Annotated in this window: 16 protein-coding genes and 3 tRNA genes; 10 read left to right on the top strand and 9 right to left on the bottom strand. The window is 58.2% G+C overall.

All coding sequences use genetic code 11. The annotated features are described in order from the left end of the window. Position 1 precedes the first annotated feature (1 nt). The 6 genes from uvrC to CD175_RS01100 all read left to right on the top strand — a co-directional run bounded on the left by uvrC (position 2) and on the right by CD175_RS01100 (position 4,166). A complete protein-coding gene (uvrC, locus tag CD175_RS01125) occupies positions 2-1,825 on the top strand; it encodes an excinuclease ABC subunit UvrC (protein WP_104447319.1) in 1,824 nt (607 codons plus the stop codon). A gap of 32 nt (positions 1,826-1,857) precedes the next feature. Further along, the gene (gene pgsA, locus CD175_RS01120; protein ID WP_102702169.1) at positions 1,858-2,418 is read left to right on the top strand and encodes a CDP-diacylglycerol--glycerol-3-phosphate 3-phosphatidyltransferase; all 561 of its coding nucleotides are present in this window, start codon (positions 1,858-1,860) and stop codon (positions 2,416-2,418) included. A 63-nt stretch (positions 2,419-2,481) separates the two neighbouring features. Beyond that, a tRNA-Gly gene (locus CD175_RS01115) sits at positions 2,482-2,557 on the top strand. Between the two features lie 47 nt (positions 2,558-2,604). Then, positions 2,605-2,678, top strand: a tRNA-Cys gene (locus tag CD175_RS01110). A gap of 195 nt (positions 2,679-2,873) precedes the next feature. Beyond that, positions 2,874-2,960: transfer RNA gene (locus CD175_RS01105), tRNA-Leu, on the top strand. A 507-nt stretch (positions 2,961-3,467) separates the two neighbouring features. Further along, a complete protein-coding gene (locus CD175_RS01100; protein ID WP_104447318.1) occupies positions 3,468-4,166 on the top strand; it encodes a response regulator in 699 nt (232 codons plus the stop codon). On the opposite strand, the gene CD175_RS01095 is transcribed toward CD175_RS01100, so the two are convergent. Beyond that, entirely contained in the window at positions 4,167-5,654 is a 1,488-nt protein-coding gene (locus CD175_RS01095) for a sensor histidine kinase (protein ID WP_104447317.1), read from the bottom strand. Positions 5,655-5,727: 73 nt separating this feature from the next. Between CD175_RS01095 and CD175_RS31835 the strand changes: the two genes are divergently transcribed. The 3 genes from CD175_RS31835 to CD175_RS01080 all read left to right on the top strand — a co-directional run bounded on the left by CD175_RS31835 (position 5,728) and on the right by CD175_RS01080 (position 14,380). Next, positions 5,728-11,673, top strand: a complete 5,946-nt coding sequence (locus CD175_RS31835) for a peroxidase family protein (RefSeq protein ID WP_104447316.1) — start codon at positions 5,728-5,730, stop codon at positions 11,671-11,673. 277 nt (positions 11,674-11,950) lie between these two features. After that, on the top strand, positions 11,951-13,498 hold the full coding sequence (locus CD175_RS01085) for a phospholipase D family protein (RefSeq protein ID WP_104447315.1): 1,548 nt from the start codon (positions 11,951-11,953) through the stop codon (positions 13,496-13,498). Between the two features lie 276 nt (positions 13,499-13,774). Further along, positions 13,775-14,380 (top strand): transglycosylase SLT domain-containing protein, encoded by a 606-nt coding sequence (locus CD175_RS01080; RefSeq protein ID WP_104447314.1) that lies wholly within the window; start codon positions 13,775-13,777, stop codon positions 14,378-14,380. Between the two features lie 36 nt (positions 14,381-14,416). Here the strand turns inward: CD175_RS01080 and CD175_RS01075 are convergent, their stop codons facing one another. Next, a complete protein-coding gene (locus CD175_RS01075) occupies positions 14,417-14,605 on the bottom strand; it encodes a hypothetical protein (RefSeq protein ID WP_007975986.1) in 189 nt (62 codons plus the stop codon). A 93-nt stretch (positions 14,606-14,698) separates the two neighbouring features. Next, on the bottom strand, positions 14,699-15,541 hold the full coding sequence (locus CD175_RS01070; RefSeq protein ID WP_104447313.1) for an NAD(P)H-binding protein: 843 nt from the start codon (positions 15,539-15,541) through the stop codon (positions 14,699-14,701). A 179-nt stretch (positions 15,542-15,720) separates the two neighbouring features. Between CD175_RS01070 and CD175_RS01065 the strand changes: the two genes are divergently transcribed. Further along, on the top strand, positions 15,721-16,377 hold the full coding sequence (locus tag CD175_RS01065; protein WP_104447312.1) for a TetR/AcrR family transcriptional regulator: 657 nt from the start codon (positions 15,721-15,723) through the stop codon (positions 16,375-16,377). Positions 16,378-16,393: 16 nt separating this feature from the next. On the opposite strand, the gene CD175_RS01060 is transcribed toward CD175_RS01065, so the two are convergent. From CD175_RS01060 to modB, 6 genes are all read right to left on the bottom strand, one after another. Further along, the gene (locus CD175_RS01060; RefSeq protein WP_041474854.1) at positions 16,394-16,678 is read right to left on the bottom strand and encodes a hypothetical protein; all 285 of its coding nucleotides are present in this window, start codon (positions 16,676-16,678) and stop codon (positions 16,394-16,396) included. Positions 16,679-16,885: 207 nt separating this feature from the next. Further along, positions 16,886-17,116 (bottom strand): hypothetical protein, encoded by a 231-nt coding sequence (locus CD175_RS01055; protein WP_007975977.1) that lies wholly within the window; start codon positions 17,114-17,116, stop codon positions 16,886-16,888. Positions 17,117-17,245: 129 nt separating this feature from the next. Further along, positions 17,246-17,467 (bottom strand): hypothetical protein, encoded by a 222-nt coding sequence (locus tag CD175_RS01050; protein WP_104447311.1) that lies wholly within the window; start codon positions 17,465-17,467, stop codon positions 17,246-17,248. Between the two features lie 72 nt (positions 17,468-17,539). Continuing rightward, entirely contained in the window at positions 17,540-18,565 is a 1,026-nt protein-coding gene (locus CD175_RS01045; RefSeq protein ID WP_104447310.1) for a DNA topoisomerase IB, read from the bottom strand. A 75-nt stretch (positions 18,566-18,640) separates the two neighbouring features. Beyond that, entirely contained in the window at positions 18,641-19,720 is a 1,080-nt protein-coding gene (gene modC / locus CD175_RS01040) for a molybdenum ABC transporter ATP-binding protein (RefSeq protein ID WP_104447309.1), read from the bottom strand. A 3-nt stretch (positions 19,721-19,723) separates the two neighbouring features. After that, positions 19,724-20,404, bottom strand: a complete 681-nt coding sequence (modB, locus tag CD175_RS01035) for a molybdate ABC transporter permease subunit (RefSeq protein ID WP_015094922.1) — start codon at positions 20,402-20,404, stop codon at positions 19,724-19,726.

Below are 20,404 nucleotides of genomic sequence, written 5' to 3'. Positions count from 1 at the left end.
AATGACCGAAACCTTTGATCCGAGCGCCTTTCTGTCGACCGTCAGCGGTCGCCCCGGCGTGTACCGCATGTTCGACAGCGAAGCGCGGTTGCTTTACGTCGGCAAGGCGAAAAACCTCAAGAATCGCCTGTCGAGTTACTTTCGCAAGACCGGGCTAGCCCCCAAGACTGCCGCACTGGTGGCGCGTATCGCCCAGGTCGAAACGACGATCACGGCCAACGAAACCGAAGCCTTGCTGCTTGAGCAGACGCTGATCAAGGAATGGCGCCCGCCCTATAACATCCTGCTGCGCGACGACAAATCCTACCCCTATGTCTATCTCTCCGACGGAGAGTTTCCGCGCCTGAGCATTCATCGCGGTGCGAAAAAGGCCAAGGGCAAATATTTCGGTCCTTACCCCAGCGCCGGCGCGATCCGCGAAAGCCTGAGCCTGCTGCAAAAGACGTTTTTCGTTCGGCAATGCGAAGACAGCTATTACAAGAACCGCACCCGTCCTTGCCTGCAATACCAGATCAAACGCTGCAAGGCGCCCTGCGTCGGGCTGGTGGAGCCTCAGGTGTACGCCGAAGATGTGCGCCACTCGGTGATGTTTCTTGAGGGGCGCAGCAACGCGCTGACTGACGAGTTGTCTGCCGGGATGGAAGAGGCGGCGATCAACCTGGAGTTCGAGCGAGCGGCCGAGCTGCGGGACCAGATTGCGTTGCTGCGCCGGGTCCAGGACCAACAGAGCATGGAAGGCGGGACCGGGGACGTCGATGTGATCGCCGCGTTCGTCAACCCAGGTGGTGCCTGTGTGCACTTGATCAGCGTGCGGGGCGGGCGGGTGTTGGGCAGCAAGAACTTCTTCCCGCAAGTCGGTATTGAAGAAGACGTTTCTGAAGTCATGGCCGCGTTTCTTGGTCAGTACTTCATTAGCAGCCCTGAACGCGACTTGCCCAGCGAGTTGATCGTCAATGTGGTCCACGATGACTTTCCAACACTGATCGCGGCCATCGACGAGCTGCGCGGTCGTGAACTGACCATCAGCCATCGCGTGCGTGGTACGCGAGCGCGCTGGCAGCAATTGGCGGTGACCAATGCCGAGCAGGCGCTGAGTGCGCGCCTGGCGAATCGTCAGCACATTACGGCGCGCTTCGATGCGCTGGCCGAGGTGCTGAAACTGGATGAGCCTCCACAACGCCTGGAGTGCTACGACATCAGTCATTCCAGTGGCGAGGCGACAGTGGCGTCTTGCGTGGTCTTCGGCCCCGAAGGCCCGATCAAGTCCGATTACCGCCGGTACAACATCGAAGGCGTTACGGCCGGCGATGATTACGCGGCGATGCACCAGGCGTTGACCCGGCGCTTCAGCAAACTGAAGGACGGGGAGGGCAAGCTGCCGGATATCCTGCTGGTGGATGGCGGTAAAGGTCAGTTGTCCATGGCCCGTGACGTGCTCGATGAACTGGCAGTACCTGATCTGATCCTGCTCGGCGTGGCAAAAGGCGCGACGCGCAAGGCCGGTTTCGAAACCCTGTACCTGAACGACGCCGCGCATGAGTTCACCTTGCGCGGCGATTCACCCGCGCTGCATCTGATCCAGCAGATTCGCGACGAAGCCCACAGATTTGCCATCACCGGGCACCGCGCCCGGCGTGGAAAAACCCGCCGCACGTCTACACTGGAAGGCGTTGCTGGCGTCGGTCCAACACGTCGGCGGGATTTGTTGAAACATTTTGGTGGATTGCAGGAGCTGTCTCGTGCAAGCATCGAAGAAATTGCCAAAGCCCCCGGGATCAGTAAAAAGCTCGCAGAGTTGATTTATGCAAATCTGCACAGCGAGTAGAATGCCCCCTCACCTCGTAGCCAGTTGTGCCGATGAATATCCCTAATCTGATTACCGTTCTACGCGTTCTGCTCATTCCGATCTTCATTTTGCTGTTCTACCTGCCTTACCACTGGAGCTTCCTGGCTTCGGCCTCGGTCTTCGCCTTTGCTGCAGCCACCGACTGGCTGGACGGGTACCTGGCCCGCCGCCTGGAACAAAGCACACCGTTCGGGGCTTTTCTCGATCCGGTTGCCGACAAGCTGATGGTCGCGGTTGCACTGGTACTGTTGGTGCAGGAACACGGAAACCTGTGGCTCACGCTGCCGGCTGCCGTGATCATCGGTCGCGAGATTGTCGTCTCGGCCCTGCGCGAATGGATGGCCGAACTGGGCGCGCGTGCCCACGTCGCCGTATCGAACCTTGGCAAATGGAAAACCGCCGCGCAAATGCTCGCGTTGGTGATCCTGCTGGCCAATCCCAAGGATTTCAGTTTCTGGGTCTTGCTGGGCTACACCTTGCTGATGGTGTCGGCCGGCCTGACTTTGTGGTCGATGGTCCAGTACCTGCGGGCTGCCTGGCCACATCTGAAGACCGACGTTGAAAAGAAATAAAACTTTTTTGAATCAAAGGGTTGACGGGGCTTCTGGATTCTATAGAATGCGCCACACCAAGACGCGGGAATAGCTCAGTTGGTAGAGCACGACCTTGCCAAGGTCGGGGTCGCGAGTTCGAGTCTCGTTTCCCGCTCCAAGTTTGTACGCATTTGATGTCGCGCTACTAGATATCAAATGTTTTGAGGCCGAGTAGCAAAATGGTTATGCAGCGGATTGCAAATCCGCCTACGCCGGTTCGATTCCGACCTCGGCCTCCACTAATAAACAAGCTCCGTAGATCTATGATTTACGGAGCTTTTTTATTCGCAGCTGCCTGCAAGATTTAGTCTTGAAAAGGGTATTTGCGAACTTGCTTCACCGGGGCGGGATGTATATATTTCCACCTCTGCTGCACAGGCGTCAGAACTGCCGGATCGTTATTTGGCAAAACCTGGACGCTTCACCGCGCTACCGCCCGAATGGCGAAACTGGTAGACGCATGGGACTTAAAATCCCCCGCTCGTAAGGGCGTGCCGGTTCGATTCCGGCTTCGGGCACCATCTAAAATCAAGGGTTTGCGGGCGAAAGCTGATGCAAACCCTTGTTTGTTTCTGGTCCGCAATTATTGGGCTGGTCCGCAATTCACTTGGTTCGCGAGACGTTCTCCCCTTTCGGCTACAGATGTATTGCTCGGTCATTACACGGTCGTATGTCCGGGTTGATCCCTGACCTGCAAAATGTCGAAAAATTTGATTTGTGGAGTGCCTGTCGCACTGAATCCTGAGCGTAGGAGAGCGACTGTTGGTCGGATAAAGATGTATCCGGGTTTTATGAGGCTGTCTGTTTTTAGACGTTTTTATGGGTGTTTAAAAACAATGGGTTGCGGTGTAAATGTTTGTATATTTGTAATGGCGATTGTTTGTTGATGATCGATTTTTATCAGACTTAAGTCTGATTTCCGTACGCCCGCAGCCTGGGAAACACGACGGGTGACCGGTGTCATCTCGGGTTTCCTGCTATTAATCAATGATCTGTGGTTCGAGTGCTAATCCTTTCGGGAGCGCGTCATGAATCCGTTCATTCGTATCTGCATTGTCGACGACCACCCGTTGTTGCGTGAGGGCGTTGCCAACATATTGAAAAGAAGGGCGGATCTGCAGGTCGTGGAGCAGGGCGCCAACGCGGATGAGGCCAGGGAAATTGCCCAGAGGGTGCGTCCGGATGTGATGCTGATGGACGTCAATATGCCGGGTGATGTTTTCGCCGCGGTGCGGTTCATTTCCACTGAACTGTCGGATGTGAAGGTGCTGATGCTGACGGTTTCAGAGTCCGAAAATGACGCTTTTTTGGCGCTGGAGGCCGGCGCGCTCGGGTATGTGTTGAAAGGTGTCAGCGGACCGGAACTGGTCTTGGCGATCCGGTTGGTTGCCAAGGGGCAGACGTATATCACCCCTGATTTTGTCAACAAACTGCTGAGTACCTTCAAGACACACGCAGCGGAGATTCACACGTTTGATCTGACCCTGCGCGAGGAACAGGTTATTTATGAAGTTTCCAAGGGACTGACCAATAGAGAGGTTGCGTCAAAGCTGTTGATCAGTGAAAAAACCGTCAAGCACTACATGACCTGTGTGATGCAGAAACTGCATGCCCGAAATCGTGTCGAAGCGGTCGCGGCCCTACGCTATTACAGGGAGCGCGAAGCTCTCGGGCGATTTCACATCGGCGTAGGGAAAACATCAGTCGATGCCCGAACCCGCTTCTGACTAAAGTTTGAACTGTGCATTGACCGACGTCCCTGAGTTACAAGAGTCGATACTGAACAACCCGCCCAGCGATTCAACGCGATAACGCAAACCGGCGAGCCCCAATCGGGTTCTGCCGGATGTATCGAGTTGCATGGCATCCTCCGCCATACCCGGACCACTATCCCTGACGCTGATATTTAATACCTGATCAATGTATTGCGCCTGGATGACCTGACCCTCGCCGTTGGCATGACGGTAAGCATTGTTGAGGGTTTCCTGGACAAAACGGTACAAACAGAGTTTGAGCGGCAGCGGCGTGGCCTCTGGTAGCGGCCCTAGGGCCAGGGTGACCCTGGTGCCGGTGCGTTGCTCGTGACGTTGCGCCACCAGTTGCAACTCTTCCACCAGACTCAGGTCGTTGATTTCCGGAAGTGCCAGACCTCGTGATAAATCGCGGACCTCCCGCAATGCGTCGGTGGCGGCACCACGAATGGTTTCCAGCGCCTCCTGATCGACAGCCGAGCCGTTATCGGCCAACTCGTCGAGCCAGATCAGAATCAAGGTCAATAACTGCGCCGGCCCATCGTGCAGGTCTGCACCAATGCGCCGCAAGTTGAGTTCATTGATCCGGGAAAACTCCTGGGTCGCCGTCGCCATTTTGCGCTGGAGTGCGGCATTGCTGATGCGCAGGCGAGTTTGCTCCATCAGCCGTAAGCGCAGTGCCACTTGTTGTTGCTCGATAATATTGTCGCCGCGTCGCACGATGAAAAAAAGCAGCGTCAGCATCGCCAATGTCGCGGCACCGACGACTATCCATACCTGCTGTCGGACGCGATTGATTTCACGCTCCAGACTTTCGGCCCTTTCATAAAACTCGCCCACCGCGATCACTTTCCTTGAGTTGAAATCCCGCAGGGGGGCGTAGATCTCATAGAGCGGCAGGTTGAGTTTGCGCTCGAACTCGTTTTCATCCTGGCTCAGCTCTTCAAGGTCGGTGACCACGTTTCCCTTGAGCGCCTCGGTGATCTCGTCTGTTGGGAAGACGCGATTGGTGATGGCTTTATTCGTGCTGTAGACCACCATGCCATCCGCTCGCCAGATCTTGATCGAGACAATGTGCTGGTTTAGCGAACTGTTTTCCATGAGGCGGTCCAGGGATTTGACACTTTCAGCCGAGAGGCTTTCGTCCCGCCCCATCTCCTGCACATAGGGCTCCAGAAACGCTTCCATGTAGTGGGCGCCTGCTTCTGCCGCGCTTTGCACCGCAGCACTTTCTATTCGTTCGCTCACCAGTTTGCCGACGAAGAACATGGTCAACCCCAGGATCACCGCCGCGGCAATGACAAATTGGGCCGAGCGACTCAGCTTGCGCGTCTGGGCCTTTATCCGGGTGCGCCAAATTCCCTTGCGAGCCACATCGGAAACAGAGTCTGGTCCGACCAAAGTCTCAGTCTCGTCCGCTATGAAAGTCTCGTTTTTTGATTCGACTTTTGCATCTTTTTCCATCGGGCTGGTTCCCTGAACATAGTGATATGTCGGCTGGAAATCCCTGCAACTCAAAGTAGATCTGGAGATTGCCATGTATGAGCTAAAGCGCTTCACCCTCAATCAAAAAGATATTTCGTTTCTTGATCAGCAGGTTTCCTTTCCGACCATTCATGTCGTCGGTTATAACGCCGCCGGTGATCCGCTCTACGGCTATCAGGGCTCGGATGGTAGTGTCCATGTGCTCGGCGTGCTGGGAAGTTTCAATCCGCTTGACGCACCTCTTGGTGAAGCCATCTGGTACAACGGTGCCCGCGACCCGATCGGCTTGCGCAACGTATCGGGGCACTTCAATAACATGACTCTGGATGGGCAGGCCTGGGGCAGTTTCGGCCAGAACTTCATACGCCTGACCCATGCGGACTACACACACTACGTCCAGCAGAACCTGAGCAATTCCGCATTGACGGGGGCGGGTGTCCCTGTGGACGCTACACCCATGATTGACAGTAGTTCACTGTATAGCCTTCCGACAGCTTCACTGGTGGACTACACGCCACGGATGATCAGCCAGACCATCGTCAGTGGCGGAGTGACGTTTGCCACCGATGCCAACGGGCATATACAGCACACTGCCACGGGGGTTGCGATCGTCACGGATCCGGGAATCCTGGGTACCATTGGCGAAGTCGATACCACGTCGCCGGACTCCGGCCAGTACTACATCCGAAACCAGAATACTGTCGCCGGCGACCCGTCGACCACTGGCTGGTTCACCCTGTTTGGACAGTTCTTTGATCATGGGCTGGACTTCATCAACAAGCCCAATCAAAACGCAACGATCACTATTCCCCTTGCGCCGGACGACCCGCTGTACGGTTCGATCGGTCCGGATGGGCAGCCTGTGTACTCGATCAAGGTACACCGGGCCTCCGTCAGCGAAGTGGACGGGCAGGGGCAGGCGCAATACGTCAACCTCGACTCGCCCTACATCGACCAGAACCAGACTTATGGCTCCAATGACGCGGTGACGCAATTGCTGCGTCAGTGGGTGGCGGATCCAAATCATCCAGGGCAGTTCATTGCTGGTGCAGCGCTGTTCGATGGCACCACCTTGAGTAATGACGCGGCCTGGACCCTCAATGGCGTATTGACCCACCAGACTCTCCCGACCCTGAGCGAACTGCGCGCTCATGTGCAGGCAACCGGCCGTGACGATCTGACCTGGGATGACGTCGCCAACTTCCGCGTGCGCGATGCCAACGGTCACGTGTTGGATGCAGACCCCGGCACTCCCGGCGTGCAAGCGGTGTACACCCGTGAGGCGATCCTTCTGGACATGAATCCGCACTTCGATGATCTGCATATCGACCAAGCGAAACTGATGTCTCTGGATGCGCATATCACCAGTATTACCTTCGACGCGAACAACCCCTTCGGGATGGTCATCAATTACGATAATTCCGGACCGAAAAACCTGTTCAGTTTTGTCAATTTTGCCGACTTCTCCATCAGTGCCGCTGCGGGCAGTGCCGATTACGCGGTGGCCAACGAACTGCTGCTGCAATCGGTGGGTGACCACTACATTGCCGGTGACGGCAGGGTCAACGAAAACTTTGGCCTGACCGCGATCCATCACGTCTTCCATGAAGACCACAACGTACAACTGATCAATCTGCAAGACGAAGTGCTGGCACAGACTGACGTTAACGTGCGTCACAACTGGCAGGTGCAGGTCAGCAATGGCAGTGGTGGTTTTTATACCGATGCCAACGGCAATTTCACCCAGGCGGATGGCCTTACGGTGTCCTGGGACCAGGACAAACTGTTCTACGCCGCCAAACTGACCGTGGAAATGGAATACCAGCACGTTGCGATTGACCAGTACGCCCGGCTGATCACCCCGGATTTGCCAGAGTTCGTGACCTATGACTCGGGCATCAACGCCAATATTTCGCTCGAGTACGGCCAGGCAGCGTTCCGTTTCGGTCACTCGCAACTGCGCGAAACCATCGATGCCCTGGAGAAAAATGCCAGTGGCGGTTATGACCTGACCGGTGCGATCACCCACTATGCACTAGAGCAGGCGTTCCTCAATCCCGGCGGTTTTGCCGAGGTAGGGCCGACGGCCATTGCTTTGGGCATGACCCGGCAGATCAGCAATGAGATCGACGAATTTGTCACCCCGGCTTTGCAACAAGGCCTGCTCGGTCAGCCGCTGGACCTGGCGACCATCAACCTGGCTCGTGGTCGCGACTTGGGCCTGCCTACCCTGAACCAGGCGCGTCAGCAGATTCACGATGCGCTCATCGAGGAAAGGGCGTCACCGGCAGGCGCGCAGCATCACACGAACCTGATCGTGGATGGCTTGACGCCTTATACCAGTTGGAGTGACTTCGCCAACAACATGATTCACCCCGAGTCATTGGTGAACTTCATCGCTGCCTATTCATTTGATGGTGACGTGGCCCATGCCCAAGCCATCATTGATGCCGATACCTCAGGTGTTACCACCAACTATGCCGGTGGCAGCGTCACGGCTGAAGAGGCGGCCTATTTCCTTTCCGGTGCGGCAGATGCCAACGGCAATCATGTGGCCGGTTACGACGGCTACAACGCGATTGATCTGTGGATCGGTGGCCTCGCGGAAAAACACGTCTACACCGGGCAACTGGGCACCACCTTCAACGCTATCTTCGAGGATCAGATGGAACGGTTGATGGATGGCGACCGTTTCTATTACCTGTTCCGCCTCGACCTCGGCTTGCCGGCGATGACCAACCTCAACGAACAGGTAGTGACCGAGCAATTCAAGGACATCATTGAACGCACCACCGATGCCCGGCACCTGGCCGGTGATGTATTCGGTTACGCCGACAGCTACATCGAACTGAGCAACACCGACTCCGGCGCGAGTGCGACGGCGTACAAGAGCGAGCACAAATACGGCACGCTGATTGCGGCGAACCATGTCGGCGTTTACTCAACCGGTGGCACGGGCGGGATTGGCGGTAATGGCTTGCTGGTCAGCCTGACCAATCCGGAAACGCATACCGCTCAAACCTATATCCGTGACTACCGTCCGGACCAGGGCCAGAACCCTGATGGCACTGCGGCAGTGGGCTACAACTCGCACGAAGTATTGTCTGGCACCGACTACAACGACTGGCTCGACGCTGGCGATGGCGACGATACGATCTATGGCGAAGGTGGCGATGACATTCTCGATGGCAAGGCCGGTGCCGACCATATCTATGGCGGTGACGGCAACGATGTGATCTACGGCGGTGATATCGAAGACTTCCTCGATGGCGGTGAAGGGGACGACACCATTTATGCCGGGACCAGCGCAGGTGCCCTCGATGTGGTGATTGGCGGTAACGGTAACGATCACCTCTACGGTGAAGCCGGGATCGACGAGTTGTACGGTGGCGCTGGCAATGACTACATCGATGCCGGCGGCGACACTGATCTGGTGCATGGCGGAGACGGTAACGACGAGATCTACGGTGGCGATGGCCCGGATATTCTGTTCGGTGAGGACGGCGATGACATCATTTCCGGCGGTTCCACGGGTGACCAGGAGTTCGGAGGTGCCGGTGACGACATTCTGTTGCCCGGCCTGGGTGGCGCTCCGGGTCAAGGTGACGGTGATGAAGCCATTGGCGATGTGGGCTTCGATATCGCGGCCTTCAGCGATGTGAACATTGCCCTGGATGCGGCCGCGGACCTTAACAACCAGAACATCGTGGCGGCGCCGGGCACCGCTGTGCTGTTCCAGCCGTTCAACGCCTTGCTGACAGACATTGAGGGTTTGATCGGTTCACGCTTCAGTGATAGCCGCCCAAACACGACGACCCCGGCCAACCCTCTGGCGGGTCTGATCGGTAATGCCACGGAAAACTGGTTGATTGGCGGCAGTGGCAATGATGTCTCCCAAGGTAATGGCGGTAATGACGTTATCGTCGGTGACTCGATCAAACTCGCCGATCTGAATCACTTGCTCGCCAGTCAGGGGGTTGCCCAGCACTTTACGGGCCTGCAAGCGACCCGTCCGGACTTCATTCTGGGTGACAACCACGCAGCTCCAGGCACGGCCGACGGCGCAGCCGATGAAGCGCTGTACAGTGGCAATTTTGCCGACTACAGCATCACCAAGTTCACCGACACCCGGCCGGGTGGCGAGTTGATCACGGCGTTCAAAGTGGTGGATTTGCGGGTCGGCGCGGCGAATATCGATGGCACCGACATCGTGACTGGCATTGAAAAACTGCGTTTCGCCGACCGCACAGTCAACCTGAACATCACCAACAGTCTGCCAACCGGCAATGTGGTGCTGTCGGGGTTTGCTACTGCGCCGACCACACCTGGCCGTCCGGTGCCGGCTCAATACCGGCTTACCGCCAATACCTCGACCATACAGGACGCCGACGGCCTGCCTGGGCCCAGCGGGTTCACCTTCCAATGGCAAGCACTGGTGGGCGCGGCCTGGATCAGTATTACCGGGGCGAATGCTTCGACCTTTGCGCCCACCTCGGCGCAGTTCGGCCAGCAGCTACGGGTCATCACCACTTACACCGACAACAACGGCACAGTGGAACAACTGACGTCCGCCCCTTCGGAAGCGGTAGGGCGCTTCATCGAAGGCACCAACTTCTTCGGCAACACGCTCAATGGCACCAACTATCAGGACATCCTGATGGGCTATTCGGGCAACGACGTCCTTAATGGTGGCCTGGGCTCCGACTTGCTCGACGGCGGCAGCGGTAACGACACGATGCGGGGGAACGCCGGTAACGATATCTACAGGGTGGATGCCAATGGCGATACGGTTCAGGAAAATCTGAACGAAGGCACCGACACGGTCATGTCCTCGGTCAGCTACACCCTGGGTGCCAACGTCGAGAACCTGACATTGCTGGGGTCGAACAACAGTCACGGCACGGGTAACGGGCTGGACAACGTCATCCACGGCAATACCGGTAACAACCAACTTAGCGGCATGGCCGGCAACGACTCCGTCTTTGGCGAGGCAGGCAACGATACGCTGCTGGCATCGTTGAACGACGGCAACGACCACTATGACGGCGGCACGGGTACCGACACCTATGACTTATCGGCCACATCGGCGTCGGCCACGGTCGATTTGCTCGTCGGCACATCAACCAGCACCCAGACCGGCAACGACACCCTGACCGGCATCGAGAACGTCACCGGTAGCTCCGGCAATGATCACATCCAGGGCGACGGCGCGAATAACCTGCTGCAGGGCCAGGGCGGTAATGACTGGATGGACGGTGGCAGCGGTAACGACACGCTGATTGGCGGGCAAGGCATTGACAGCCTGTTTGGTGGTCTTGGCAACGACACCTTCCGGGCGTCGGCCAATGACGGCAATGACAGCTACGACGGTGGTGGCGACAGCGATACCTACGACCTGTCGGGGACCTCGGCCAACGCCACGGTCAATCTGACTACTGGCCTGGCGAGCAGTTCGCAAACCGGTAACGACACCTTGAGCGGCATCGAGAATGTTCTCGGCAGCAACGGCACCAACAGCTTGACCGGCAATAACGCCAACAATGCCCTGACCGGGCAAGGCGGAATCGACACCCTCAGTGGTGGAGGCGGCACTGACACACTGACCGGCAATGGCAACCGCGACATTCTGACTGGTGGGGCGGGGGCGGACATCTTTATGTTCAGCGCCATCAACGACTCGGGCACTTCGACCGCAAGCCGCGATGTGATCACTGACTTTGCGCAGGGAGCTGACCACATCGATCTGTCTCAGATCGATGCCCGGACCTCCGGCGCAGGTTCCGCCGGTAATCAGGACTTTGCCTTCCTCGGCGAGTGGAATGGTGTCGGCACGGAGTTCAGTAACCAAGCGCAATTGAAGTACCACTTCGCCAATGTCGGCGGGGTTGATCACACGTATGTGGAGGGCAATGTCAACAACGGTAATGGCGCTGATTTCCAAATCGATCTGGTCGGGCATGTCGCCCTGACAGCGAGCGATTTCGTCGGCGTGGCGTAAGGCTTTAAATAAAAACGGCGCCCTCCTTTGAAGAGTGGCGTCGTTTTTTATGGGGGTTCGGCTAGACCAGCTTTATCCGCCATCAAACAATCTTTTCCGCAATTCGCTACTGCCCGGCTGTATGCGCTGCAGGGAACGGGTAAATTTCGACAGGCTGCCTGAAACGGGCTTTACTGGAAAAAGTCGTGCGGATTATCGAGGGCTGCCTGTTCTCGGCAGCCAGTACTGGCTGGATGCCGGGTCCACATCTACGCCCGTCGAGGTTGAGGACCAGCCCATGTCCCGGTTCCTCTGCGTCATGTTATTCGCGCTGCTGATCGTCGGTTGCGCCAACACGCGCATGCCCCACGACTTCAGCGAGGCGATCCCCGCCGGCGAATCGGCTTTCGGGCGTTCGATCCAGACTCAGGCTGCCGCGCATGAGGGGCGCTCGGGTTTTCGCTTGCTGCCCAACAGCAGTGAAGCATTCCGGGCGCGTGCCGAGTTGATCCGCAATGCGCAGAAATCCGTCGATCTGCAGTACTACATCGTGCATAACGGTCTCAGCACCCGGGCACTGGTTAATGAAATGCTGCTGGCTGCCGATCGCGGCGTACGGATACGTATGCTGCTCGATGACACGGCCACCGACGGCCAGGAAGAAGTCATCGCTACCCTGGCGGTGCACCCGAACATCCATATCCGCGTCTTCAACCCTTTGCATCTGGGCCGCAGCACCATGGTCACTCGAACCATGGGTCGTTTGCTTGATCTTTCCCAACAACACCGACGCATGCACAACAAACTGTGGCTGGCTGACAACAGCGCAGCCATCGTCGGCGGACGCAACCTGGGGGATGAATATTTCGACGCCAAGCCCGATCTCAACTTCACCGACATGGACCTGCTTTGCATCGGCCCGGTCGCCGAGCAGTTGGGGCACAGCTTCGATCAGTACTGGAACAGCGCCTTGAGCCAGTCGATCAGTGACTTCCAGATCAACAAGCCGACTACACAAGACTTGCTCGAGAGCCGCCAACGTCTGGAGCAGTCGCTCCAGTCCTCACGTACCGAGCACAGGGCGTTGTACGACCATCTCATGACCTACCAGACTCGACCGCAATTCCAGACTTGGCGCAAGCAGCTGATCTGGGCCCATAACACGGCGATGTGGGACGCTCCGAGCAAGGTCCTGGCTGACGGCGAACCGGCACGCGCGTTATTGATGGCCACACAACTGCGGCCTGAACTCGATGGCGTCCGCAACGAGCTGATCATGATGTCGGCCTACTTCGTCCCGCAAAAGTCGGGCATGGACTATCTCCTGGGGCGTGCAGATGCCGGCGTTGATGTGCGCCTGCTGACCAACTCACTGGAAGCCACCGATGTGCCGGCGGTGCATGGCGGCTATGCACCGTATCGCAAGACGCTGCTAGAACATGGCGTGAAACTCTATGAGCTGCGGCGTCAGCCGGAAGATACCGGCCGCAGTTCTTCGTTTGGACTCAGTGGTGGCTCGGACTCCAGCCTGCACACCAAGGCCATGATCCTGGACAGGCAGAAAGTGTTCATCGGTTCGTTCAATTTCGACCCGCGTTCACTGTTCTGGAACACTGAAGTCGGGGTGCTGGTCGACAGTCCCGAACTGGCCGGCTACGTGCGCCAGGCGGCGCTTGAGGGCATGGCGCCGGCCATGAGTTACCAGGCCCGACTGGAAAACGGCGAAGTCGTCTGGCTCACCGAGGATGACGGCCGCCAACATACCTTGCGCAAGGAACCCGGCGGCAAATGGCGCAGCTTCAAAGCCTGGCTCAGCGATAAGGTCGGTCTGGAGAAGATGCTCTGAATCGAAACCCGGAGTCCCCCTCTGGTCTCATCGTGCAACAGGGATTTACAAAGAACCCTTTCGATAAGGGTGACGCGATCAAGCTGGAAGTCTTCTGACGTTTTTGCCTGCAATTGCCTGACTCAGGCGCCTTGCAGGAGCCGGCTTGCCAGCGATGGTCGTTAGCGATTACGCGTGTGAACTGGATGAACGCGGCGCATTCAAGTCCATCGCCAGCAGGCTGGCTCCTACAGTTTCCCGGGATTGTGCGAAGAACTTTATTTTTGAGCGTGATGAATGACACAACGAAATATTTTGCTGTTGGCTTTGTTGTTCATGTTTTTGACAGGTTGCACGACTACGCCACCCAAGGATCAGGACAATCTCTGCAGTATTTACCGTGAATATCCCGACTGGTACGAGGACTCGCTGGAAATGCAGAGTGAGTATGGGACGCCTCTGCATGTGGCCATGGCGATCATGAAGCAGGAAAGCAGCTATGTGGCGGACGCATTGCCGCCGCGTGACTACCTGCTCTGGGTGATCCCCTGGGGGCGAGTCAGTTCGGCCTACGGTTATGCGCAGGCTCAGGACCCGGTGTGGGGTGAGTACAAGGACAGTACCGGCAACGGCGGTTCACGTGACAGTTTCGACGACGCGATCATGTTTATCGGCTGGTACACCACGGGCACGCAACGTCAGCTCGGAATCTCCAAATGGGACACCTACAATCAGTACCTGGCTTATCACGAGGGGCGTGGGGGCTTTAGCCGCAACTCCTATCGCAGTAAACCGTGGCTGATGCAGGTGGCCCAGAAAGTGCAAAAGCAATCGGAGATTTACAACGCCCAACTCAAGCAGTGTCGCCAGGCGCTGGAAGATGATCGCAGTGGGTGGTTCTAGCGCGGTAAAGACTCCGCTAGCGGGCGTTATGCGGGATCAAGGGCCTGCCTTGCGACGATCGCTGCCGGTCGGGTTGCCGGTGTTGATCAGCCTTCTTTCCTGCAACACGTTTTCCAACGCCTGGCGGTCTGACGGGGTCAATTGATGCTCTCGCTCCTTGAGTTCCAGCAGGATCGGGGTGGACCACTGGCGGTAGGTTTGTTCGGCACTACGATTGAGTGACATGCGTTTTCTCCTTGATCAGGCTCCTGCCAATTAAGGCGCCGCAGTTCGATACGCAAGAGACCCTAGTCGACGTACCCTGTTCTCGCCAATGCGTTACATCGTACGCCCCTTTCCCCAGATGCCTGCAGCCGCAGTGCGCTGCACGTAGTCGCTGAAATCGCGCGCCGGCCGTCCCAGTGCCCGCAGTACGCCATCGGTCACCGGTGTGTTGCGGCCGTCGAGCACGGTGGTGAAGAGGTACAGCACCAGATCGATCAACGCCGGGGGAAGTTGTTCCTGTTCCATTGCCTGTCGATAGGCGTGCGCCGGTACGGCCACGAATTCGATGTTGCGATGGGTGGCACGGGCAATCTCGGTCACGGCGTCGGCAAAGGTCAACGCCCGAGGACCGGTCAATTCATAGAGCTGGCCTGTGTGCCCGGGCTGGGTCAATGCGGCGACGGCGCACTCGGCGATGTCGTCTGCATCGACAAAGGGTTCGGCGACCTGGCCGACGGGGAGTGCGAGTTCACCTTGCACAATGGGTTCAAGAAAGTGCGCCTCGCTGAAGTTCTGGCAAAACCAGCTGGCCCGCAGAATCGTCCAGTCAATCCCGCTGTCCTGTACGACACGTTCGGCCTGTTGCGCTTCGACTTCGCCACGCCCGGATAACAAAACCAGTTTGCGGACTCCGCTTTTCACCGCCAGGTCGGTGAAAGCCTGGATGGTTTCGACGGCGCCTGGAACGGCGAGATCGGGCTGGAAGGAAATGTAGGCCGCATGAACACCATCGATTACGGCGTCCCAGGTTGATCGATCTTCCCAGTCGAAAGGAGGATTCGCATCGCGGGAACCCTGGCGAACGGGCAGGCCGGCCGCTTCGAGTCGTTGGGTGATTCGCCGGCCGGTTTTGCCGGTGGCGCCGAGGACCAACAGGGTTTGCTGAGCGGTGTTCATCGCGTTCATCTCCATCGGTTAATGTGAGTAATGCTCACGTTTAAAAGATGATAGATCCTCATGTTTGTACGTCAACCCATCGGATCGAATTGCCCGACGTGTGGGCATCTGTTGTTTGGCGTGGGGATGGGCGATGCTAAGGTGAGTACATGTCACGTTATTGATCGGGAAATTCACTCGTGCGCAAAAAGACCCCTGAAGCCCTCGAACAGCCTGCTGCAGAAGCTGTTCGGCGTAATCCCTCGCAACAGCGCAGTCGCGAGCGTCAGGAGCGGATTCTGACCGCGGCGACTCAATTGATTGCGGACAAGGGCAGCGATCAGCTCAAGATGAGTGAAATCGCCGAGCGCGCCGAGATCTCGATCGGTTCCCTTTATCAGTATTTTCCCGACAAGAGCTCTGTCATCCGAACGCTCGCCGAACGCTACAACGCTGAGAGCCGTCGTTGCATTGCACAGGCAATGGAGGCTGTGGAGGATGCCCAGGGTTTGCAGGCCGCCTATTCGCAGTTGCTCGACCTGTATTACGAGATCGTGATGGCGACGCCGGTGATGCGTGACATCTGGTCCGGCATGCAGGCCGACAAGCAGTTGTTGCAGCTGGAGCTGGAGGAGAGCCGGGTGGCCGGAGAAATGCTGGCCCAAGCCATGCTTCGTGTATTTGCGCAACGCGATGAGCTGAAGGTCCGGCAATCCGCGTTTTTGATCTGGCACTTGGGCGAGGCGACCATGCGGCTGGCTGTCACTTGTACGCCAGTGGAAGGGCGCGCGCTGGTGGAGACGTTCAAGCGCATGTCCCTGCGCGAGGTCATGGAGCCAGCGTGCAGGGACATCTGATCGCAGTAAAAGCTGCCTAAACGAAAGGTTGGCCGGCAAATCCCCGTGGCAGTCGTTGCAGGCCGGCCATCGCGGTCAGTCGTTCAGTCCAGGCTGAACGCCAGTTATCGGCGGTGTGCACGGCTTTGGCTTTGCGTGCTGCGCGGCGGGCAGCGTTGCGTTCAGTCTTGCGGGCTTCTTTGTAGGCGTCGGTGTTTCGGCAGCTTCTGCATTTCACCCGATTGAGTTCGCGGGTCGATACCAGGTTGTTGCCGTGGTGACCGCAGGCCAGGTGCCCGCTGACTTTGAAATGAGTGACCATTGGAACGTCTCCTTGGTGACGTGTGATCGGTTGACCCCATGTGAGCGGTGACGTTCGATTGGTTTTGCGCAGCAAAAAATCCCGGCACGAGGTCGGGTTGCAAGAGAGGGTGAAAACTCGGCAGGCAGACAGCTATCCGGAGGCGTCAGTGCCACCGGTCAAGCTGCCCGAATCGGGCCTGTCCTCGTACCGCGAGTCCGTGGCGGATCATCTGAACCGAGGCAGAGGCCGGTCGACAGGCTGGAGAGAAGACAGCGTGTGCCGGATCAGCGGCGTGTCCTTCTCGATGTCGTTCAGGCGATCACGAATTCTGAGGGCGGTGGGGTGTCCGCCTTGATGATCGACCCAGTCGGCGATTTCCTTGCAGGCCGCAGCCAGGCGCGCCTGACGGGAGTCCAGCAAGGTGAGCAGGGTGGTGATGGACTCTTTTTCGGACATGGGAGACACCTCCGTTCAAGAAACCTGGTGTGGCAGCAAAAAGCCCGCCGGGAGCGAGCTTTCTGCCGTTGGGGTCGCTGTTCCTTCAGCCATTTCAGTATAGACCCGTTAAAAAATGGTGACAGGCCCTCAACCTTGTCGGGCTGTCACTTGTGATTTGGCGTTCAACTGCCGGCAAACACGCTGAGCGTCTTCTTCTTTGTCGTAGCCATCTCCGATAAAGCCTTGGGTGCGGGTATCGGCGATGCGATACCAGACCGCGGCATCCGGAGGCAGATGGTCATTTTCACCCGCACGACGGCCATGAATGATGATCTTGTTGCAACGCTTCACGACGAAAATGTCTTCCATGGCGTCTCCGCAGCGGATTCGTGTTCAGTTCAACTATAGAAGTCATTGGTGATCGTGCAAAAAATAGGCAGGTCAATTCGTCGGTTCAGGCGCGGCGGGCATTCTCTCAAGGAAGATCGCCAGCCCGACCTCTTCGGCCGATAGCCCCTTGCGCGCCCTGGTCCTTGGCAGTTGCGCCAGATCACCGAGAAGAAAGCCGTCCAGCACCGCCGGATGGATATAGCATTTGCGGCACACCGCCGGGGTATTGCCGAGCTGCCTGGCAACGTTCTTGACCATGTCCACCAGGTGCCGCCTGGCATCCGCTTCAGGCTCCCACTGCAGTTTGCGCAACATCGCCAGAGCCAGGACGCTGCCGGCCCAGGTGCGGTAATCCTTGGCGGTGAAATCGGCGCCGGTGAGCGTTTGCAAATAGCTGTTGATGTCGGATGAACTGACGGTGTGCCGGTCTCCGTTTTCATCCAGATACTGAAACAGGTTCTGCCCTGGAATGTCCTGGCAGCGTTTGATGATCCGCGCCAGTCTTCGGTCTTTCACGGTGATCTGGTGTTCGACGCCACTTTTGCCGCGGAACTGGAACAGGATGGCACTGCCGTTAATCTCTACATGGCGGCTGCGCAAGGTCGTCAGGCCGTAGGAGCGGTTGTCCCGGGCATATTGGCTGTTGCCGATACGGATCAACGTCGTGTCCAGTAGAGTGATGATCGTGGCCATGACTTTGTCGCGACTGAATCCCGGTGCCGCCAATTCGGCTTCCAGTCGCTGACGCAGTTTCGGCAAGGCCAGGCCGAACTCACGCAGGCGCAAGTACTTGTCGGCGTCGCGCACCTCCCGCCAGCGCGGATGATAACGGTATTGTTTGCGACCTCGGGCATCCCGGCCGGTGGCCTGCAGGTGCCCGCATGGATCGGTGCAGATCCACACCTCGGTATAGGCGGGTGGCACCGCGAGTGCGTTGAGGCGTTTGACTGCCTCCGGGTCGGTGATGCGCTGGCCCGTCGGGTCGAAATAGGCGAATTTTCCGCGCAGTTTCCTGCGGGTGATGCCCGGCTGGGTGTCATCGACATAATGCAGGTCAGGTGGCAGTGCGTCGGGCATTACAAGCGTCCTGGGCGAGGAATCACGGGGCGTTACAGCCATGGACCGCGCCCCGCTGCAGTCGTGCCGACGGATTTACGCCAGCACCGCGACCGCTTTGATTTGTGCCCAGAGTTGCTGGCCAGGGTGGATGTCCAGGTGATCGCGGGAATAACGCGTGATCCGCGCCAGCAGCGGCGTACCGGCGGCGTCCAGGCGAATCAGCACATGGGCGGCGTTGTCGGCGTTCATTTCACTGACCACGGTGACCGGCAGGCGATTGAGAATGCTGCTGTGCCCGGCACTGTGCAGGTTCAGGCTGACATCCCGCGCCTGGACCTTGCAGCGCAGTGCCTGGCCTGCATCCATGGGCGTATGCGGTACCCGAATGTTGAGGCTGGTGCCGGGCAATTGCAGGCTCAGCAATTGGTAGTCGGCGTCATAGGCGCTGACACGGCCCTCGATCACCACACCGGCGTCGTCCCCCATGGCCAGAGGCAAGTCGAGACGCGCCAGGGTTTGGCCGATCGGGCCGCTGGCCAATGCCTTGCCGTTGCTGAGCAACACGATATGGTCGGCCAGCCGCGCGACTTCATCCTGGGAGTGGCTGACGTACAGCACCGGAATGTCGAGCTCGTCGTGCAGCCGCTGCAGGTAGGGCAGGATTTCACTTTTGCGTTGGGCATCCAGCGCGGCCAGTGGCTCATCCATCAACAACAGTTTCGGGCTGGTGAGCAAGGCGCGGGCGATGCCGACGCGCTGTCGCTCGCCGCCCGAAAGGTGTTGCGGGTGCCGGTCCAGCAAATGGCGGATGCCGAGCAATTCGCTGGCGTGGGCCATGTCGACCCGCCGCTGCGGCTTCGGGATGCGCTTGAGGCCGAACTCCAGGTTGGCCAGCACCGACAGATGAGGAAACAGGCTGGCTTCCTGGAACACGTAGCCCAGCGCGCGGTTGTGCGGTGCGACAAAAACCTTGTTGTCGCTGTCTTGCCAGACTTCATCGTTGACCTGGATAAAACCCTGATCGGCCCGTTCCAGGCCGGCGATGCAGCGCAGGCAAGTGGTCTTGCCCGAACCGGAATGACCGTAAAGCGCGGTGACGCCACGACCCGGCAGTTGCAGGTCGACGTCCAGGGCGAAGCCCGGGTAATCCAGTTTCAGGCGCATGTGAATCATCGGTCAGCTCCAGCCCGCTTTGGTTTTCCGGCTGGAATACAGCGCCAGCAAGACGACAAACGAGAACACCAGCATCGCCCCGGCCAGCCAATGGGCCTGGGCGTATTCCATGGCTTCGACGTGATCGTAGATCTGCACCGAGACCACGCGAGTCTTCTCGGGAATGTTGCCACCGATCATCAGCACTACGCCGAACTCGCCGACGGTGTGGGCGAAACCGAGAATGGCGGCGGTAATGAAACCGGGGCGGGCCAGGGGCAGGGTCACGCTGAAAAAGGTGTCCCAGGGATTGGCCCGCAGCGTCGCGGCCACTTCGAGCGGGCGCGTGCCGATGGCGGAAAAAGCGTTTTGCAGCGGCTGGACGACAAAGGGCATCGAATACAACACCGAGCCGATGACCAGCCCTGCAAAACTGAACGTGAGGGTGCCAAGACCGAGTGATTGGGTGAACTGGCCAATGAATCCGTGAGGGCCTAGCGCCAGCAACAGATAAAAACCGATCACGGTCGGTGGCAGCACCAGGGGCAGGGCGACAATCGCCCCGACCGGGCCGCGCAACCAGGAGCGGGTGCGCGAAAGCCATAACGCAATCGGAGTGCCGACAATCAGCAGGATGACGGTCGTCAGGGACGCCAGTTTCAGGGTCAGCCAGATGGCGGAAAAATCGGCACTCGATAGCGACAT

The sequence above is a fragment of the Pseudomonas laurylsulfatiphila genome, assembly GCF_002934665.1.
Taxonomy (GTDB): Bacteria; Pseudomonadota; Gammaproteobacteria; order Pseudomonadales; family Pseudomonadaceae; genus Aquipseudomonas; species Aquipseudomonas laurylsulfatiphila.
Note: the sequence above shows the minus strand (reverse complement) of the source record. Positions and strands in the feature narration are given on the sequence as shown.

What these genes read in the sequence shown, in the direction of transcription:
- CD175_RS01060 (WP_041474854.1), bottom strand. Translation starts at nt 16,678, where the DNA reads ATGGTCACTCATTTCAAAGTCAGCGGGCACCTGGCCTGCGGTCACCAC.
- CD175_RS01080 (WP_104447314.1), top strand. Translation starts at nt 13,775, where the DNA reads ATGACACAACGAAATATTTTGCTGTTGGCTTTGTTGTTCATGTTTTTG.
- CD175_RS01055 (WP_007975977.1), bottom strand. Translation starts at nt 17,116, where the DNA reads ATGTCCGAAAAAGAGTCCATCACCACCCTGCTCACCTTGCTGGACTCC.
- uvrC (WP_104447319.1), top strand. Translation starts at nt 2, where the DNA reads ATGACCGAAACCTTTGATCCGAGCGCCTTTCTGTCGACCGTCAGCGGT.
- modC (WP_104447309.1), bottom strand. Translation starts at nt 19,720, where the DNA reads ATGATTCACATGCGCCTGAAACTGGATTACCCGGGCTTCGCCCTGGAC.
- pgsA (WP_102702169.1), top strand. Translation starts at nt 1,858, where the DNA reads ATGAATATCCCTAATCTGATTACCGTTCTACGCGTTCTGCTCATTCCG.
- CD175_RS01045 (WP_104447310.1), bottom strand. Translation starts at nt 18,565, where the DNA reads ATGCCCGACGCACTGCCACCTGACCTGCATTATGTCGATGACACCCAG.
- CD175_RS01095 (WP_104447317.1), bottom strand. Translation starts at nt 5,654, where the DNA reads ATGGAAAAAGATGCAAAAGTCGAATCAAAAAACGAGACTTTCATAGCG.
- CD175_RS01085 (WP_104447315.1), top strand. Translation starts at nt 11,951, where the DNA reads ATGTCCCGGTTCCTCTGCGTCATGTTATTCGCGCTGCTGATCGTCGGT.
- CD175_RS01100 (WP_104447318.1), top strand. Translation starts at nt 3,468, where the DNA reads ATGAATCCGTTCATTCGTATCTGCATTGTCGACGACCACCCGTTGTTG.
- CD175_RS01050 (WP_104447311.1), bottom strand. Translation starts at nt 17,467, where the DNA reads ATGGAAGACATTTTCGTCGTGAAGCGTTGCAACAAGATCATCATTCAT.
- modB (WP_015094922.1), bottom strand. Translation starts at nt 20,404, where the DNA reads ATGTCGCTATCGAGTGCCGATTTTTCCGCCATCTGGCTGACCCTGAAA.
- CD175_RS31835 (WP_104447316.1), top strand. Translation starts at nt 5,728, where the DNA reads ATGTATGAGCTAAAGCGCTTCACCCTCAATCAAAAAGATATTTCGTTT.
- CD175_RS01075 (WP_007975986.1), bottom strand. Translation starts at nt 14,605, where the DNA reads ATGTCACTCAATCGTAGTGCCGAACAAACCTACCGCCAGTGGTCCACC.
- CD175_RS01070 (WP_104447313.1), bottom strand. Translation starts at nt 15,541, where the DNA reads ATGAACACCGCTCAGCAAACCCTGTTGGTCCTCGGCGCCACCGGCAAA.